The sequence below is a fragment of the Moorena producens 3L genome (assembly GCF_000211815.1).
Lineage (GTDB): Bacteria > Cyanobacteriota > Cyanobacteriia > Cyanobacteriales > Coleofasciculaceae > Moorena > Moorena producens.
Map to the genome: position 1 here is coordinate 1 of NZ_GL890832.1, position 16,337 is coordinate 16,337.

Annotated in this window: 15 protein-coding genes and 2 pseudogenes; 9 read left to right on the forward strand and 8 right to left on the reverse strand. The window is 46.2% G+C overall.

From position 1 onward, the window contains the following. Nucleotides 1-181 precede the first annotated feature (181 nt). From ccmO to LYNGBM3L_RS05560, 3 genes and pseudogenes are all read left to right on the forward strand, one after another. Entirely contained in the window at nt 182-949 is a 768-nt protein-coding gene (ccmO, locus tag LYNGBM3L_RS05550; protein WP_008180091.1) for a beta-carboxysome assembly protein CcmO, read from the forward strand. Between the two features lie 126 nt (nt 950-1,075). Then, on the forward strand, nt 1,076-1,981 hold the full coding sequence (locus LYNGBM3L_RS05555; protein WP_008180092.1) for a LysR family transcriptional regulator: 906 nt from the start codon (nt 1,076-1,078) through the stop codon (nt 1,979-1,981). Between the two features lie 133 nt (nt 1,982-2,114). Then, a pseudogene (locus tag LYNGBM3L_RS05560) lies at nt 2,115-3,396 on the forward strand (RNA-guided endonuclease InsQ/TnpB family protein). An 80-nt stretch (nt 3,397-3,476) separates the two neighbouring features. Here LYNGBM3L_RS05560 and LYNGBM3L_RS05565 read toward each other — a convergent pair. Together LYNGBM3L_RS05565 and LYNGBM3L_RS05570 are read right to left on the reverse strand one after the other, a co-directional pair. Beyond that, nucleotides 3,477-3,593, reverse strand: coding sequence for a photosystem II protein Y (locus LYNGBM3L_RS05565; protein ID WP_008180095.1), 117 nt, complete (start codon nt 3,591-3,593; stop codon nt 3,477-3,479). Between the two features lie 429 nt (nt 3,594-4,022). Beyond that, nucleotides 4,023-4,547, reverse strand: coding sequence for a gamma carbonic anhydrase family protein (locus tag LYNGBM3L_RS05570; protein ID WP_438941756.1), 525 nt, complete (start codon nt 4,545-4,547; stop codon nt 4,023-4,025). Nucleotides 4,548-4,729: 182 nt separating this feature from the next. Between LYNGBM3L_RS05570 and LYNGBM3L_RS05575 the strand changes: the two genes are divergently transcribed. Next, on the forward strand, nt 4,730-5,236 hold the full coding sequence (locus LYNGBM3L_RS05575) for a TIGR02652 family protein (protein ID WP_044492328.1): 507 nt from the start codon (nt 4,730-4,732) through the stop codon (nt 5,234-5,236). Between the two features lie 122 nt (nt 5,237-5,358). Next, entirely contained in the window at nt 5,359-5,796 is a 438-nt protein-coding gene (locus LYNGBM3L_RS05580) for a VOC family protein (protein WP_008180100.1), read from the forward strand. A gap of 273 nt (nt 5,797-6,069) precedes the next feature. Here LYNGBM3L_RS05580 and LYNGBM3L_RS05585 read toward each other — a convergent pair whose 3' ends face one another. The 5 genes from LYNGBM3L_RS05585 to LYNGBM3L_RS05605 all read right to left on the reverse strand — a co-directional run bounded on the left by LYNGBM3L_RS05585 (nt 6,070) and on the right by LYNGBM3L_RS05605 (nt 13,201). Further along, complete coding sequence (locus tag LYNGBM3L_RS05585; protein ID WP_008180102.1) at nt 6,070-7,278, reverse strand: FtsW/RodA/SpoVE family cell cycle protein; 1,209 nt, start codon at nt 7,276-7,278, stop codon at nt 6,070-6,072. 489 nt (nt 7,279-7,767) lie between these two features. Further along, the gene (locus tag LYNGBM3L_RS05590; RefSeq protein ID WP_008180106.1) at nt 7,768-7,968 is read right to left on the reverse strand and encodes a phycobilisome linker polypeptide; all 201 of its coding nucleotides are present in this window, start codon (nt 7,966-7,968) and stop codon (nt 7,768-7,770) included. Nucleotides 7,969-8,254: 286 nt separating this feature from the next. After that, nucleotides 8,255-8,740: an allophycocyanin subunit beta gene (gene apcB, locus LYNGBM3L_RS05595; protein ID WP_008180109.1), complete on the reverse strand. Its 486-nt coding sequence runs from the start codon at nt 8,738-8,740 to the stop codon at nt 8,255-8,257. 95 nt (nt 8,741-8,835) lie between these two features. Continuing rightward, complete coding sequence (gene apcA, locus LYNGBM3L_RS05600; protein WP_008180111.1) at nt 8,836-9,321, reverse strand: allophycocyanin subunit alpha; 486 nt, start codon at nt 9,319-9,321, stop codon at nt 8,836-8,838. A 631-nt stretch (nt 9,322-9,952) separates the two neighbouring features. Then, the gene (locus LYNGBM3L_RS05605; protein ID WP_008180113.1) at nt 9,953-13,201 is read right to left on the reverse strand and encodes a phycobilisome rod-core linker polypeptide; all 3,249 of its coding nucleotides are present in this window, start codon (nt 13,199-13,201) and stop codon (nt 9,953-9,955) included. A 375-nt stretch (nt 13,202-13,576) separates the two neighbouring features. On the opposite strand from LYNGBM3L_RS05605, the gene LYNGBM3L_RS05610 reads away from it, so the two are divergent. The 3 genes and pseudogenes from LYNGBM3L_RS05610 to LYNGBM3L_RS49330 all read left to right on the forward strand — a co-directional run bounded on the left by LYNGBM3L_RS05610 (nt 13,577) and on the right by LYNGBM3L_RS49330 (nt 15,014). Next, entirely contained in the window at nt 13,577-14,791 is a 1,215-nt protein-coding gene (locus tag LYNGBM3L_RS05610; RefSeq protein ID WP_008180116.1) for a class I SAM-dependent methyltransferase, read from the forward strand. Beyond that, nucleotides 14,788-14,916 (forward strand): annotated as a pseudogene (locus LYNGBM3L_RS49325) (hypothetical protein); the annotation flags it as partial. The gene LYNGBM3L_RS05610 and the pseudogene LYNGBM3L_RS49325, both read left to right, overlap by 4 nt. Further along, the gene (locus tag LYNGBM3L_RS49330) at nt 14,859-15,014 is read left to right on the forward strand and encodes a hypothetical protein (RefSeq protein WP_324293453.1); all 156 of its coding nucleotides are present in this window, start codon (nt 14,859-14,861) and stop codon (nt 15,012-15,014) included. The pseudogene LYNGBM3L_RS49325 and the gene LYNGBM3L_RS49330, both read left to right, overlap by 58 nt. On the opposite strand, the gene LYNGBM3L_RS05620 is transcribed toward LYNGBM3L_RS49330, so the two are convergent. After that, nucleotides 15,000-15,248, reverse strand: coding sequence for a hypothetical protein (locus tag LYNGBM3L_RS05620; RefSeq protein ID WP_008180120.1), 249 nt, complete (start codon nt 15,246-15,248; stop codon nt 15,000-15,002). The genes LYNGBM3L_RS49330 and LYNGBM3L_RS05620 overlap by 15 nt on opposite strands. A gap of 6 nt (nt 15,249-15,254) precedes the next feature. Here LYNGBM3L_RS05620 and LYNGBM3L_RS05625 point away from each other — a divergent pair, with 6 nt between their 5' ends. After that, on the forward strand, nt 15,255-16,220 hold the full coding sequence (locus LYNGBM3L_RS05625; protein ID WP_008180122.1) for a glycosyltransferase family 2 protein: 966 nt from the start codon (nt 15,255-15,257) through the stop codon (nt 16,218-16,220). Nucleotides 16,221-16,337 lie beyond the last annotated feature (117 nt).

The window sequence follows — 16,337 nt, forward strand, 5'->3', positions numbered from 1 at the left end:
TGCTAGATCATACCGGTGGTCGGCACACCACTCCCAGACAAACCCCATGCCAATCATCTACTCCAATGGCATTAGCTGCTTCTTGATTGAGCTTTGTATGTTACGGCTTTACACTTAACTTTCTAAACTTGATATAAGCCAACAAGTAACAGCCGACAACCAAAGAGAGGTCTTCTGTCTGATGGAGTTATACAAACCTGGGCTTGCCCCTGACGATCCCTTGAGAAAAAGAAAACGGTTTAACCAAGCCTCCCTAGGTTTAGTCTCTACTCTAAGTTTTCCAGTAATTGTTAGTACTGCTGACGCCATGCTCAAGTCAGCAGAAGTTACCCTTGTGGGTTATGAAAAAACTGGTAGTGGTCACTGCACTGCCATTGTGCGGGGAGCGATCGCTGAGGTGAGAATTGCTGTGGAATCGGGTAAGGATTATGCTCAACGAGAGGGTGAGTTGCTCTCTTCGACAATCATTGCGCGACCACTTCCCAACCTGGAAGTGATATTTCCCATCGGTGTTCACCTACTCGATCAAGTTAACCAAAATCATCGTAGCCGGGTCAGTAATCATGCCCTAGGTCTTTTAGAAACCAGGGGATTGCCAGCAATGGTTGGTGCCTCGGATGCCATGCTCAAAGCTGCCAATGTACAGCTTACTGCCTACGAAACCATTGGGGCGGGTTTATGTACTGCCATTATTCGGGGTCGTGTGGCAGATGTAGCCGTTGCTTTACAAGTTGGAATGGCTGAAGCCCAGCGTATTGGTGAACTAACCGCTGTGACAGTGATTCCTAGACCTCTTGAAGATTTAGAGAAAAGCTTGCCAGTAGCGAGTTGCCTGATGGAGGAGCAACCACAACCCTTGAGAATACCAGTTAAGGTAAAGGAAGCAGAAAAAGAGCTAGTAGAACTACCAGATTTAAGAAACTTACCCATACGTACCAAAGATTCATAATAGCTACCATGGAAAAAAGTCCACCATGAACACTATGAAACTCTCTTTTCCCCATTCCCCACTCCCTACTCCTGACTTTAAAGACTGTCAAAGACTAAGATCTATATCCTCATAGGAGTAATATCATTGAAGCAAGCCACATTGCATCAGTTAAGGGTCTTTGAAGCAGTCGCTCGGCACCACAGCTTTACACGAGCTGCAGAGGAACTGTTTCTCACCCAACCCACTGTCTCTATGCAGGTGAAGCAGCTAACCAAAGTTGTTGGTATGCCTCTGTTTGACCAGGTAGGTAAGCGAATCTACCTGACCCAGGTTGGTGAGGCACTAGTTAAAACCTGCCGCGATATCTTTGAGAATTTAGACCAGTTTGAGATGAAAGTGGCAGATCTCAAAGGTTTAAAACAGGGGCGTCTGCGCTTAGCAGTGATTACAACTGCTAAATATTTTATTCCTCGTTTACTCGGTCCGTTTTGCCAGCGTTATCCAGGCATTGATATTTCTCTGCAAGTCACCAACCACGAATACATCCTTGGTCGTCTCAGTGAGAATCTAGATGACTTATACATTATGAGTCAGCTTCCGGAAAACCAGGAGACCTGCTATAAACCAGTGCAAGAAAACCCCCTGGTTGTGATCGCACGGGTCGATCATCCTCTAGCTCAGGAAAAAAATATCCCCCTTAAACGTATAGCTCAAGAAACCTTTATTATGAGGGAGCCTGGTTCGGGAACACGCAAAGCTGTACAAAAACTGTTCGATCACCACCAGATTTCACCAAAGGTGCGGCTGGATTTGGGTAGTAATGAGGCAATTAAGCAAGCGATCGCAGGGGGTTTAGGAATTTCTATATTATCTCGTCATACCTTAATTTTAGAAGGGGTTAACTCTGAGCTGGTGGTTTTGGATGTAGAACACTTTCCGATCGAGCGTTACTGGTATGCTGTCTATCCACGTAGCAAACAACTATCGATTGTTGCTGGTACTTTTCTAGATTATCTATTGAGTTCAGAGCCACTAATTTGCCAAAAATAACATTGCTCAATAGCGCAAGCAAACCAGCTGTATCCTCCTTTTGACCAAAAAATTGGGTTTCAAGCCCCGTCCTTCTAGGACGGCTTTATTTCTTTTTGTGCTATAATATGACGTAGAGTTGTTCCACGTCAAAATGATAGTTTTAGAGTTTAAGGTCAAGGGGAATAAAACTCAGTATGCCGCCATTGATGAGGCGATACGCACTGGTCAATTCGTCCGAAATAAGTGCATCCGTTACTGGATGGATAATAAAGGTATAGGACAAAAAGACTTGTATCGCTATAACACGTGGCTGAGATCTGAATATCCTTTTGTTAAAGACTTAAATTCTCATGCCTGCCAAGCTTCAGTGGAAAGAGCTTATAGTTCAATTTCTAGGTTTTACGATAAATGTAAAAAACAAGTCCCTGGTAAAAAGGGTTACCCCAAGTTTAAAAAGTTCTCCCGGTCAGTTGAATACAAGACATCGGGCTGGAGACTCTCACCTGATACTAAGTCGATAAAATTCTTAGACAAAAAAGGAGTCGGAAAACTAAAACTAAAGGGAACCTGGTAATTGTGGCGTTACGACCATAAATTGATCAAGCGAGTCAGATTAGTACGTCGCGCAGATGGTTATTATGTTCAATTCTGTGTCAAAGTTGATATTAAGGAATCTCTAGATCCCTCACATACCAACGTTGGATTAGATGTAGGGCTAAAAGAATTCTACACAGATTCTAAGGGAAACACAGAACCAAATCCAAGATTTTATCGTAAGGGCGAGAAGCGGCTGAAGTTTTATCAGCGCCGAGTTTCTCGTAAAAAGAAAGGCAAGGCCGTAGGCCACGCTTCGCGAACAGCTAACCGTAAGCGCGCCATTAATAGGTTAGGTAGGACGCACCTTAAAATAAGTAGGCAACGTGAAGAACATGCGAAGAGACTCGCCCGTTGCGTAATCCACTCTAACGACGTGGTCGCTTACGTTCGCGAAGCGTGCCGAAGGCAAGATTTAAGGGTGAAAAATTTGGTCAAAAATCATTGTCTTGCTAAGTCTATTAATGATGCAGGTTGGTATCAATTTAGAAGGTGGTTAGAGTATTTTGGACAAAAGTTTACTAGGCAAACGGTAGCCGTTAATCCTGCTTATACTAGCCAAAATTGCTCAAACTGTGGTGAAGTTGTCAAAAAATCGCTATCTACTAGAACTCATGCATGTTCATGCGGGTGTGTGTTGGATTCGCCGAAGGCGACGCTACGCGAACGCGATCATAATGCAGCTATCAATATTCTAAAAAGAGCTTTGGGTACTGTAGGGCATACAGGAACCTGGATCATCGATCCAAACGCTTTAGGAGATCCGACCTCTACTCTTCCTGATTCCGGTCTGGAAGAGCCACGTTGGGTCGTTGATTAAAGAATCCCCGCTCTTATAGGGCGGGGAGTGTCAAGGAACAGCTGGCTATTAAGCTTTTGTGCAAAGGTGCTATTGCTCAATTGGTTGACGCGCGATTTATTAAGATTTATTCAAATAATTTTGAGCTTGTTTGAGAGCGATCGCACCAATATTGTAAACTACCCAGCCTAGTGCCAGGAGTAAAGGCAATAAGACTATTAATAGACGTAAATCCATGGTTCTAGTGTCCTCCCTATAATGCTTGAAGTTTTTTTAACCTCCCACCCCTACAAGGAGTGGGCTTGTTGGTTGAAAAAGTTGCTGTGACTAAGTAATATCACTCCTACCAAGCTAGAGGGGTAACCTCCCTCAGCTTGTCTGCCCTGTACCGGACGGTACGTAGTTGTTTATTAATATAGTCGCACCTATGGGTCAATTTTTTTTAGTTAATTTTTCAGTAACCTGATCACCCATTTGTCCAAGACCTTGGACGGTTCTTGGTAAAACTTAACCAAAGTTAATCAATGTTACCCACACTTGACTAATTGGTAAGGAATCGGTAAAAAGCGATACAGGGCTTTTGTGATCGTGTTTTTCTCAATTATTGTCCATTGTTCCGGGATCGGAAGTTCTCTGTTCCGGGTTTGGGCCAACGGCAGCGAAGTATTAGGTTACACTAAATCCTAAATCTGTGCCTTTACCGGCATGAACTAGAGCCAACTTTTCATAGTGCCGTGCATGTTCAATCAGTTCAGCGGCTTGAGCCTCCGAAACATCCCGTAATTTTTTGGCAGGGACACCGACTACCAGGGACAGAGGAGGAACGTCTTTACTAACCACAGCTCCAGCGCCTACGATACTACCATGACCCACACGAACCCCATCGAGTACCACTGCTCCAATACCAATCAAGCTACCCTGTTCAATATATGCTGAATGAATGACAGCGCGATGACCGACAGTGACATGGTCTTCTAAAACTGTTGGCTTGCCGGGATCTCCGTGTAAAATTGCGCCATCTTGAATATTAGTGCGATCGCCAATCTCGATGCGCTCCACATCACCTCTGACTACAGCACCATACCAAATGCTAACTCCTGCAGCTACGGACACCTGACCCATAACTACAGCATTAGGGGCGACAAAGGCAGCAAGAGACAGATCTGGGGGAGGCCAAAAAGATGTCAATATTGGGGTTTTAGGTAGAGGATGATCCACAATTAATCACAATAGGGAGATAATGGTAATTAATACCTTAGGTTTTACATAGGTTTTAGAGTGGGGTCACTTAGACCAACAGCAATAAATACCCAGTTATAATGATGGAGCCATTAGGTAATAGCATATACCTCTAAGGCAATCTTTAGCATTTAATGATTGATTCTAGCTTGCAGTACCCGATATTCGGTTCAGAAATAAAATGTCCTCACTGCCGTCAGATAATTCCGGCATTGACGTTGACTGACACTTACTTGTGTCCACGTCATGGTGCGTTTGAAGCCAACCCAAAAACTGGGGAACTGATTCATTTACAATCTGGGCGTCACTGGCGTCTATGGCAAGATAAATGGTACCGACAGCACACTCATCCTGATGGAATTCGCTTTGAGATTCACGAAGCCCTAGACAAGCTATACACTGAAGGATATCGGGCAACACGGGTGATTATTGCCAGTCGTTATCGGGATTTAGTGAGTGCCTACCTAGAGCGCAGTACCCCCTGGCGAGGGAACTCAGAGTCAGGCCAACCCAGGTTGTATGGCTTGCCGGTAGAATTTAGCCCAGAACCTGAGGAAGAACCTTGTTGGGCAGTGATTAATTTTGATTTGGAAAAAGAACCAGGGGTACCTGTGCGCTACCCTTATTTCCGATTGTTTTAGTGATTGCTAGATTGGTAGATTGGTGAGCACGTGATTAGTGATTAGCGCTTGGTGATTTCAGTACACCTGTTGTTGGTTACAAAGGAATAAGGGTAAAGGAAAAAGGCCAAAGGACAAAACCCATGCATCACGCTTCGATTCGCACAGCCAATATTCATCGCGCGATCGCATTTTATGAGAAGTTGGGATTCACGGTATCTGAACGCTTCACTACCGGCATGACTCTAGCGTGTTGGCTGAAGGGACTGGGGGGACGCTTGGAACTGATCCAAATTCCTGAACCATTACCAGCACCAGATGCCTTTGGGGATGAGCATTATGTGGGGTATTACCACGTGTCTTTTGACCTAACTGATAGCGCTACTGACTTGCCAAGTTGGTTAGAGTGCTTGAAAGAAAGTTTTAAAGAGGCTTCTGAGCAGAACCCAGAGCAGTTTCAACCGTTGAAGGTTCTCTTGGAACCTACCCAACAGATGATCGGTAATCGTGTTTATGAGGTAGCGTTTATCGCTGATACTGATGGTTTACCGTTGGAGTTTTTGTATCTACTAAAAACCTAGACCTAGACATCGGTTTTAGGAAGTGGGGAGTCGGGAGTGGGGAGTCGGGAGTCGGGAGTCGGGAGTAGGAATGCCCTGAAAAAAAAATTACTAGTCTGTATAGCGCTTTTTACGCTAATGAGGTAAACATAATTTTTGCCCTGTTCCCTCTTCCCCTCCTGGGAGGGGTTAGGGGTGGGTTCCTCTTCCCTGTTCCCTGTTCCCAGATCCGCTGTTCCCTAAAACCAGAAACTCTGTACCTCACCAAATTGAAAACCGCTATATTGGTCACTTTTACCTTTTGGCTTTGACCTTGTGCCTTCTTTGCCGTCGTTCTGCTATCGACTGGCGGCGACTTTGTATAGACACAACTTTCGCCTCACTACTCTCTCGTGCCACCCGAATCAACAACCCAGCGGAACACAAACTGGAAATCATCGAACTTCCCCCATAACTAAAGAATGGGAAGGGTAAACCAGTAGTCGGCAGAGCCCCAGAAGCGACACCAATATTCAACAGAGACTGTCCTACAATAAACAGCATTGCTCCAATCGCGATTAACTGATAGACTCGGTTTCTTGCCTTAATAGCTACAATCACCGCTAGGGTCATGTATGTCATCAACAATAACATTAGCGCTATACTACCAGCAAAGCCAAATTCCTCAGCAAAGACAGAAAAGATAAAATCAGTGTGTTGAATGGGTAAATAGAATAACTTTTGTTGGGATAACCCAAAGCCAGAGCCCCAAGTCCCACCGGAGCCAATAGCTAGAAGACTTTGAACCAATTGGTATCCATCTCGCATTGGATCAGCCCAAGGATTTAGGAATGACATCACCCGACGCCGCTGGTAATCCTTAATGCTGATACTGAGTACTGCCAGCAGGACACCACCAAATGCTGTACCTCCCAAGTAAGAAAACGGTAACCCTGCTGCTAGAGCAACTAGCCACAAGGTCATCCCACAAAGTGCTGTTGTACTCAGATTAGGCTGTAACAAAATTCCCACCAACACCACCATAAAAATCCCCAGCCACGTGAAACGAGTCCGCCACTGAAGCCGGTCCCACTGCCCAAATACCCGAGCTGCTTGTAACACTAGAAACGGCTTCATTAACTCTGAAGGTTGCAGGGGAACCGAACCGAAAGATAACCAGCGAGTTGCCCCATTAACCGTTGTGCCCACACCAGGAATTAAAGTCAATAACAGCAGCACCAACAGCCCCAGGACCAACCAATGGCTGATCTTTAGCAAATAACGCAACGGTGATCGCACCAATAGGTTAAATCCCACTAAACCTAAGACTACCCACATCAGCTGTCGCTTGACGTAGTATGTTCCATCCCCTAACTCGACATCTGCGATCGCATAAGAAGCTGAGAAAAGAATTACTATTCCGATCAACAGCCATAGAAACGTTAACCACTTCAGTAACCGAGCACTAACTGCCCAGTCTGTAGTAGAGGGGTTAAATAAGAGAATCAGGTTACGTAGAGCCACGTTTAATCAGGTTGGTTGAAGGTTATGTGGTTGTTCGCGTAGCGTGGCCGAAAGGCCAAGGTTATGTGGTTGTTCGCGTAGCGTGGCCAAAGGCCAAGGTTATGTGGTTGTTCGCGTAGCCTGGCCAAAGGCCAAGGTTATGTGGTTGTTCGCGTAGCGTGGCCAAAGGCCAAGGTTATGTGGTTGAAGGTTGTTCGCGTAGCGTGGCCGAAAGGCCAAGGTTATTTGGTTGTTCGCCTTTGGCCTTTGGTTTCTTGTTTATAGCTTTTCTCATAGTAATGAGGTACACAATCTTTTTTACCTGTTGCCTGTTGCCTGTTGCCTTTTGCCTATTCCCTAACATCCCAAATGTACCTCACCGAATTTAGAAATGCTATATCTTCCCTCTGTTGCCTCTGTTTCCATCCCCCCATTTTCCACCAAAAATCAAAAAGGGGTCGTAGTAGACCCCCTGAAATTTTTTTATAAACAGCTATTATCGAAAAATTATTACAAACCGGTGTTTGTACCTTGCTTACCAGTTGCCAGCTTAACCTTAATAATTTTGCCACCCATTTTCTGGATGCGCTGCTGCTCACGGAACCAGTTATCGTAGGAAACTAGCTTGGTAAAAAAAGTATTCTGTAACTCCCGTTGTGTCCTAATTCTGCTTTGGCTTGGCACACAAGCAGTTATTTCAAACGTCCGCATGAGGTTATTTCTCCTAGTAAAATTCAAGAAAATTTTAATTCTGGTTTGATTCCAATATGTCTAAAAAATCCCCTATCGCCTATAGCGAGGGAATAAATTCGTTAATCGAATATCTCAACTATTCCAAAGTCTGGGAGTTAATTGTCAATACTAGACTGTCAAAACTCCTCTGCTTGACTGACGTGAGCCAGATTCGCCTTTAACAAGCTAGCACTCACAATCAACTTCCCAGACCTTAATTACACAGACAACTACAGGCTGGCGAATTCCATCAACACTAGCTAAGTTAGCTTAAGCCAGAGCAGATGTAGTCAAAGTATACACCCATTTCCTTACCCGCATCAGCACCAACTAAGCTAGCGGTAACTTCCTTCATGCCTTGGATGGAATTGGTGGTATTGCCAATGGGAACACCAAGGGAGTTGTAGGTTTCCTTCAAGCCATTGAGTACCCGCTCATCAAGGATCGATGGGTCACCGGCCAACATCGCATAGGTAGCATAACGCAAGAAGTAATCCATGTCACGGATACAAGCTGCGTAGCGGCGAGTGGTGTACATATTGCCACCTGGACGAGTGCTGTCGGAATACAACAGGGTCTTAGCAACCGCTTCCTTAACGATGGTAGAAGCATTAGCACTAATGGCAGTTGCTGCACGTACCCGCAGCTCACCAGTTTGGAAATAGCCCTTGAGCTTTGCCATAGCGGAGTCGTCCAAATATTTGCCTTGGACGTCGGCAGAGTTGATAACAGCAGTAATTGCGTCTTGCATGATTCTATTTCCTTATTTAACTCAAGTTGTGATTATCGGTTCTACAGACAAACTTTGCCATCATCAGAACACTAGGCCAAGGAGTATTTATTGCCCTACAACAATCCACCAATCACATAGTCGAAGTAAGAGCCAGCTTCAGCAGCATCGTCCCCAGACATCATGCCAGTAGCAATACCCTTCATGCAACGGACGCTTTCGGCAACAGCATCAATGGAGGTACCTAAAGACTTGTACATTTCCTTAGCACCTACCAGACCAATTTCCTCAATTGGTGTGGTATCACCAGCAACAATACCGTAGGTAATCAAGCGTAGGTAGTAATCCATGTCCCGCAGGCAAGTAGCGGTCATTTCTGGACCGTAGGCATTACCACCAGGAGATACCACATCTGGACGCTTTTGGAATAGTTGGTCTCCAGCTTGCTTAACAATTGTCTCACGGGAGCCTGTTAAGGTTTGAGCGATACGTAAGCGCTGCTCACCAGAAGTAACAAAGCTTTTGATACCGTCTAATTCACTAGGGCTCAGATAGCGAGCCTCAGCATCTGCATTCACGATGGATTTCGTGACAATACTCATAGATGGATTCCTCCAGAAAAAAATATTACCAGGTTTTTTAAACTGGCATTTCCAAGAATGAACGCTCTCTAACTAACCTTGCGGTGTAATTAGAGCTTCTGTAGCATTGCAGTTACCTGCAATGTGCCGGGTAAATCGCCGTTCTCGATACGCCGTCGGAACTTCAGCCGACGCACGCCCCAGCAAAACTTGGTTTGGCTAACCCCGCCTAAATCAAAGGCATAAATCAAAGCAGGTTAATCATACACCTAGCTTCCGGGAATATTTTGCTACAGATTGTTGACATTTTTCCTAGCTTCGCAACACATCTTAACATTTTCCCTAATAAAGTTTGAAAGGTCAGTTACAGGTTAGTGGCCTGAGTTAGAGGTTAAAGGTTGAAAGTTTAACCTTTAAGGCTAGTCCAACCTACCGACCACCTCCAAACCTTCAACCTTCAACCTTCAACCTTCAACCTTCAACCTTCAACCTTCAACCTTCAACCTCCAAACCTTCAACCTTCAACCTCCAAACCTTCAATTTTAAACTTTTAACCTTCAACCTTCAACCTTCAACCTTCAACCTTCAACCTTCAACCTCCAAACCTTCAAACCTTCAACCTCCAACCTCCAACCTTCATAATTCAGACTTTTTACTGACTGAGCCGCTGATAGGGGACTACGTCTTCACCAAAGAAGCGGGAGTATTCTCGACTATCAACCATAGCTGTTACTGCAGCTTCTAGACCCTGTCCCGCCAACAGCTGCTGGTAGGTTTGAACCTCACCGTGAGTGTTAGGGTTACGTCCGAGTAAGTGCCGGAACAATAACTCGACCACTTTGGCAGGGGGATAAGGCTGGTAAAACCGCTGACTATAGCTGTTACTACTGGCCAAGGCTTTAACAAACTGCCGCACCGAAATTTCTCCATTGCGCAGTTGACTGTCTAGATGCTGTTGCCGGTATTTTGGTGGTACTGGTTCACCGAATAAATCCAGGACTTGGTCATAAATGGCATCAATCACCACTGCGGTTTCAACCTGAGAAATGTTTGGGGTGATGCGGAAAATCCGTGTCGCCTTAGCAGATTTGGGATTCAAGGTTGAGTGCTTCCGATTAGAAGAACGACCTACCTTGGCCAGCTCGGAAGGGTTAGTAGCCACCTGCCACTTTTGGGCAGCCATATCTGCGATCGCTTTTCCGGTCAGAGGTAGCTTAGACGAATCCATGCGAGGCTGGACTGGATCAAAGCTTGGTACCACCACATCACTATTCTGCTTGGTCTGCTGATTATACAGCTTCTCGGTGTTCGGGAAATTAGCAGCTGGTAAGGTGGGGAAGCGGCGGTACGGGACGGTATCTTCTCCAAATGCCTGAGCATATTCCATGCCATTGACCATTGCCCCAATAAAGCTCCGAATCCCTTCAGAGGCTAGAATTGCGTTGTAGGTCTGGATTTCCTTCTGATTTAAGGGGGCACGTCCTAGGAAGTGCTTGGTACCCAGTTCAATCACCTTGGTGTTGGGGTAGGGGGTGTAGAACTCTTTGATGTAGAGATCAGAACAACCTAAGCCTTCAATAAACTCCTTGAGATTAATTTCGCCATTGCTCAGTCGGCTTTCCAGGGAGGTAAATGCTGCTTGGATCACATAGGGTTCAAGATCCCGCTCAAATATCTGCCGATAAGCTGCTCCAATCAGGACTTTCAACGCTGGCTTATCATTAAGGTCAATCAGCTTAAAGATCTTGGTTTGTTCACGCTGTACACTAACCCCCTGATTAATCCGGAATTCAACTTCCGGTTCGGTGAGCATCTCTTTGCCCATACCCAGCTCAACAAAGCGAGGTACTTTCTCCTCAGCCATGATTGCCATTGCTGATGTCACGCTACCAGACACTCCTCCGGTGCGCATTTTTAAACCAGCCGCCGTCACATAGCGCTCATAGGGAACCGTATCTTCCCCAAATGCCTCAGAGTACTCTTTGGTGTTGACAATTGCCTCTACTACACCGTAGAAACCTTTTTTATAGGCAACATCATAGTAACTGTTCATCTCGGAGCGCCCATAGCTAGGACGACCGAGTAAACGTCGGTGGATATATTCTATTGCCTTGACTACATACAATGGTGTCCAGTAACGTTTGCGGAAACCATCAGACTTCGCCAGCATTAGGATAAACTCGCGGACGGTAATTTCACCGTTTTCCAGCCGAGCTTCCCCTGAAGTCAGCCGTTCCCCTTCATAGGGCATAAAGCCAAACACTCGCAGGTAACAGGCACGAATTACCCTTTGAGTAGAGCTTTCAGCAAATTTGATACTCTTGTCTTGTGTACTAGGGATCTGGTCAAGGCGGATCACCTTAGAGCCAAGGGAACCGGGGGACATACCCCTTGCCCCTGGATTACTATTTTGGTTATTGATTCCTGGGCCTTGGTGGATCAGCAGGCGTTTAGTATCTTTGCCAAAGAGAGCGGGGGTGGTAGTAGGATTCCGGGTTTCTTTCGGGAAAATTGCCCCAAACTGAATTTCCAACGAGTCATTACCAGAACCATAGACATGTTGGTCAGGCAGCGGTTGCTCGTACTTGGCAAAGGTATTGAGAAACTGGGCATCCTTACGGAAGGGAGCACTATAGCGCAACAAATCTTGCTGCATGCCCCAGTTACGGCATTCTTGAGCCTCTTGACCATAACCCCTCAGATAGGGAACCGTTTCTTCCCCAAAGTAATCAGAGTATTCCTGAGAATCCACCAGGGCATCTACTAGAGCGGGTAGACCACCATCGGAAACAATCGAGAAGTAGCTTTGGACTTCTTCCCTTGAAGATGGACCCCTACCTAGGAAATGGCGGAAAGCCAGTTCTAAGGCTCGACTATTGATAAAAGGTTCAAAGAATTGCTTCCGGTATAGTTCAGATTTGCCCAAACGGCGAACAAACTCCTTCATGGAAATGTTCCCGTTTTTAACTAGAGATTCCAGATAAGAAATCGACAAACCGTAGGCGCGGGTAATGTCACGCTCAAAGATTTGCCGGTAGGCAGCTTTAACTACCTCAGTTTTTTCTGAGGATGACAGACCGGGCTTCATCACAAACTTAGGACGCCGCTCGGCTGCATTAAAGTAACTTTGGGGCAATTGCAGCCCTTGTTGGTCTATGGAAGGCCGTTGCCGCAGTTTATCGGAGGGTGTAGCAGCTTTAAATTCGTTCAGGGTAATGTCAAAGTACTGGGCAACAATCTCCTGTGCCGACTGATCACCTTTGAAATAATCTAGTGAAGCCGCCCGCATTCCCTGGATTGCCACGATGGTGGCATCAGCTGAACAAGCATTTTCAATGACTTCCCGCAAACCTCGAACATTAACCACTAGGATGTTGGGGTCACCAGCAACAATGGCGTAAGTGATATAGCGCAACATCCAAGATAGGTCCCGCAAGGACTTTTGCATATTCCTCGGGCCATAGCGGTTGATGTCGATGGGACGGAAACCTGGTGGGGTTGGTCCAGTCGGAGAACTAAACAGAGCGCGGAATCCCCCAAACAATCCACCTCCACTCTCGACAAAGGTACTAGTTCCCAAGGTTTTGGTGTCGGGAACCCCTGTAGCGCCAGCCCCTACTAGGGCAGGTGCTTCCTTAGGCTTTTCCAGGAAAGCCATTGGGGAACCACCCACGAAAATCCGGTTAGCCGCCTTGGATACGATTAGGTCTGAGTTTTTGGTAATCAGATCAGCAATTGCTAAACGCTTTTCTCCGGAACGGAAGTAATCCAGTAGCTCGTTGATCTCTCCATTTCCTAAGAAGCGGTCTTGCTGTTCTGCTTGGATAATGGTTGCAGATGGGACAGTTTGATAGAGTTGCACAGGGGCAACTGAGCTTCCACCACTTGCCTTGACACTCATTGGTTTGTTAAAGCTCCTAAATTTTTATGCTGTCATTGCGGACTTATGCCGCAGTTAATAAACACGTTTTAGACACCCATTTGGTGGGTAGGCATTTGATGTTAGTCCTATCCAATCTCACTTTGGAGCAAGGGATAAGGATAACCTACTAGGTCGTAGGTTCCCTAGAATTTCCCAAAATGGATGTCATTGGTAAACTCGACTAGCTTTTAGATTAAAACTTTTCTGATCTCTACGGTTTATTTATTAAGAATTGTATAGAATTTAGGGGATCGAGTTCAGGATTGATGGCCATTGATCCCAGTAAACCTTTGAGATTATACTTTATTTTCGTAAAAAATTTCCCCGAATAATTAAGTTTTGTAAAGTTTTGTGATGAAAACCTCTCAAGAAACCGCTGCTGCCGTTGAGCGCCTCTACGATACCTACCCTTTTCCCCCAGAACCCTTACTCGATGAGCCACCTCCTGGATACAACTGGCGCTGGAATTGGCGAGCTGCTTATAGTTTTTGTACTGGGCACACACCCCAAAGAGAGGAGATTCGGATTCTAGATGCTGGTTGTGGGACAGGGGTAGGCACAGAGTATCTAGTTCACCTCAATCCCCAAGCCTCAGTAGTGGGGATTGATCTTAGTGCTGGGGCTTTGAAGGTAGCCCAGGAACGCTGTCGCCGCTCAGGTGCTGATCGGGTCGAGTTTCATCACCTGAGCTTGTACGATGTTGACCAAATCGAGGGTCAGTTCGATCTAATTAATTGTGTGGGAGTGTTACATCACTTGCCAGACCCGATCCGTGGGATTCAATCTATAGCTAAGAAACTAGCACCGGGGGGCTTATTTCATATCTTTGTCTATGCTGAATTAGGACGCTGGGAAATTCAGTTGATGCAGCAAGCGATCGCACTTTTGCAGGGTCAAAACCAGGGAGACTACCAGGATGGGGTCAAGGTCGGTCGTCAATTATTTGAAGCACTGCCAGAAAACAACCGAATTGTCAAGCGAGACCGGGAACGCTGGGCTTTGGAAAACCATCACGATGAATGCTTCGCGGATATGTATGTTCATCCCCAAGAAATTGACTATAACATTGAAACCCTATTTGAACTAATCGATGCGGCTGGCTTGGAGTTTCTTGGGTTTTCCAATCCCCGCTACTGGCAGAAAGAGCGCTTATTTGGCAAGAATCCAGAGTTAATGGCACGCTCAGAAGGTCTGAGTGAACGGGAGCTATATCGGTTAATTGAATTATTAGATCCTGAACTGACTCATTATGAGTTTTTCCTCACCCGTCCTCCCTTAGAGCGGGTAGATTGGTCAGAGGATAAAGACCTGTTAGCCGCAATTCCAGAACGGCACCCTTGTATGACTGGTTGGCCAAGTAAGTCCCTATTTGACTATGATTACCAGCTGGTTAAGCTATCAGACGAGGAATTTACGTTTCTCGAAGCCTGTGACGAGAATGGTAGCTCACCCGACGACTCATCCCAAAGCCAAACTGTAGCAGAAATTATTAAGCATGTTAACTTCGATTTAGATGGAGTGCGATCGCTACTCCAACGGCAGTTGATTATGCTCAAAATTGATAGTTGATAATTCAAGCATTCAGCGGTCAGCGGTCAGCGGTCAGCGGTCAGCGGTCAGCGGTCAGCGGTCAGCCATCAGCGGTCAGCGGTCAGCGGTCAGCGGTCAGCGGTCAGCGGTCAGCGGTCAGCGGTCAGCGGTCAGCGGTCAGCGGTCAGCGGTCAGTGGTCAGTGGTCAGCGGTCAGTGGTCAGCCTTCAGCGTGGCACAGTAGGGCATTAGCTGATAGCTGATAGCTGATAACTGATAACTGATAGCTGATAGCTGATAGCTGATAACTGATAGCTGATAGCTGATAGCTGATAACTGATAGCTGATAGCTGATAACTGATAGCTGATAGCTGATAGCTGATAGCTGCATCCCGATTCCCGATTCCCGATTCCCGATTCCCGATTCCCGATTCCCGATTCCCGATTCCCGATTCCCGATTCCCGATTCCCTGTTCAACACTTCTGCCATTAGCCATTACCCAATGACAAATGACAAATGCTTGCCCAAGGTTTCAGTAGTTGTACCAATCTACAACGGTGAAGCAGATTTACCAGAGTTAGTCCGTTGTTTACAGGAACAGACCTATGCCACTGACCAAGTAGAGTATCTTTTAGTGGATAATAATAGCAGCGATCGCACTGCCTCACTAATCGAAACTGCCGTTACTGAGGGAGCATCTGAGGGCATAACTTTCCACTACATCCTGGAAGACCAGATTCAAAGCTCCTATGCAGCCCGTAACAAAGGAATTCGAGCAGCCAAGGCGGAAATAATTGCCTTTACTGATGCAGACTGTCGTCCCCAACCCCATTGGTTAGCAGACCTGGTCTCACCCTTTGCTAACGTTAGTATTGGTATTGTTGCTGGTCAAATCATCGGGTTGCCCGGTAAAACCTGGCTAGAAAAACACGCTGAGTACCATAATGTTCTATCTCAGGAACATACCTTAAACAATTCCTATTGTCCCTACGGTCAAACCGCTAACCTAGCAATCCGAAGGCAAGCATTCGAGGAAGTGGGATTGTTCCGTCCTTACCTAACCACTGGTGGTGATGCTGATATCTGCTGGCGTATTCAAAAGCAAAGCAACTGGCAATTACACCTTGCTCCAACCGCCATAGTAGAGCACCGACACCGTTCCACCTTTCGGGAATATCACAGTCAATGGCATCGCTATGGTCGCTCTAACCGTTACTTACATCAGCTCCATGGTGTGCCCTTGATGCGGGATATTCCACCAAAGGAATATCTGTATCGGATCAGTCGTTGGTTGCTGAAAGAACTACCGCGCAATAGTATTAATGCGATCGCAGGCAAAACCGATCCCATTGAGCTAATCAGCACACCGATTGGTCTGTTTGGAACTTGGGCAAGGGCAAAGGGACAACAGCAAGCCCGGCTGCCAGACAAAGCTGATCAGATTGAGTGGCTTTCCCATGGAAGCTGATAGCTGCATCCCGATTCCCGATTCCCGATTCCCGTTCCCCTCCTGGGAGGGGTTAGGGGTGGGTTCCGATTCCCGATTCCCGATTCCCGTTCCCCTCCTGGGAGGGGTTAGGGGTGG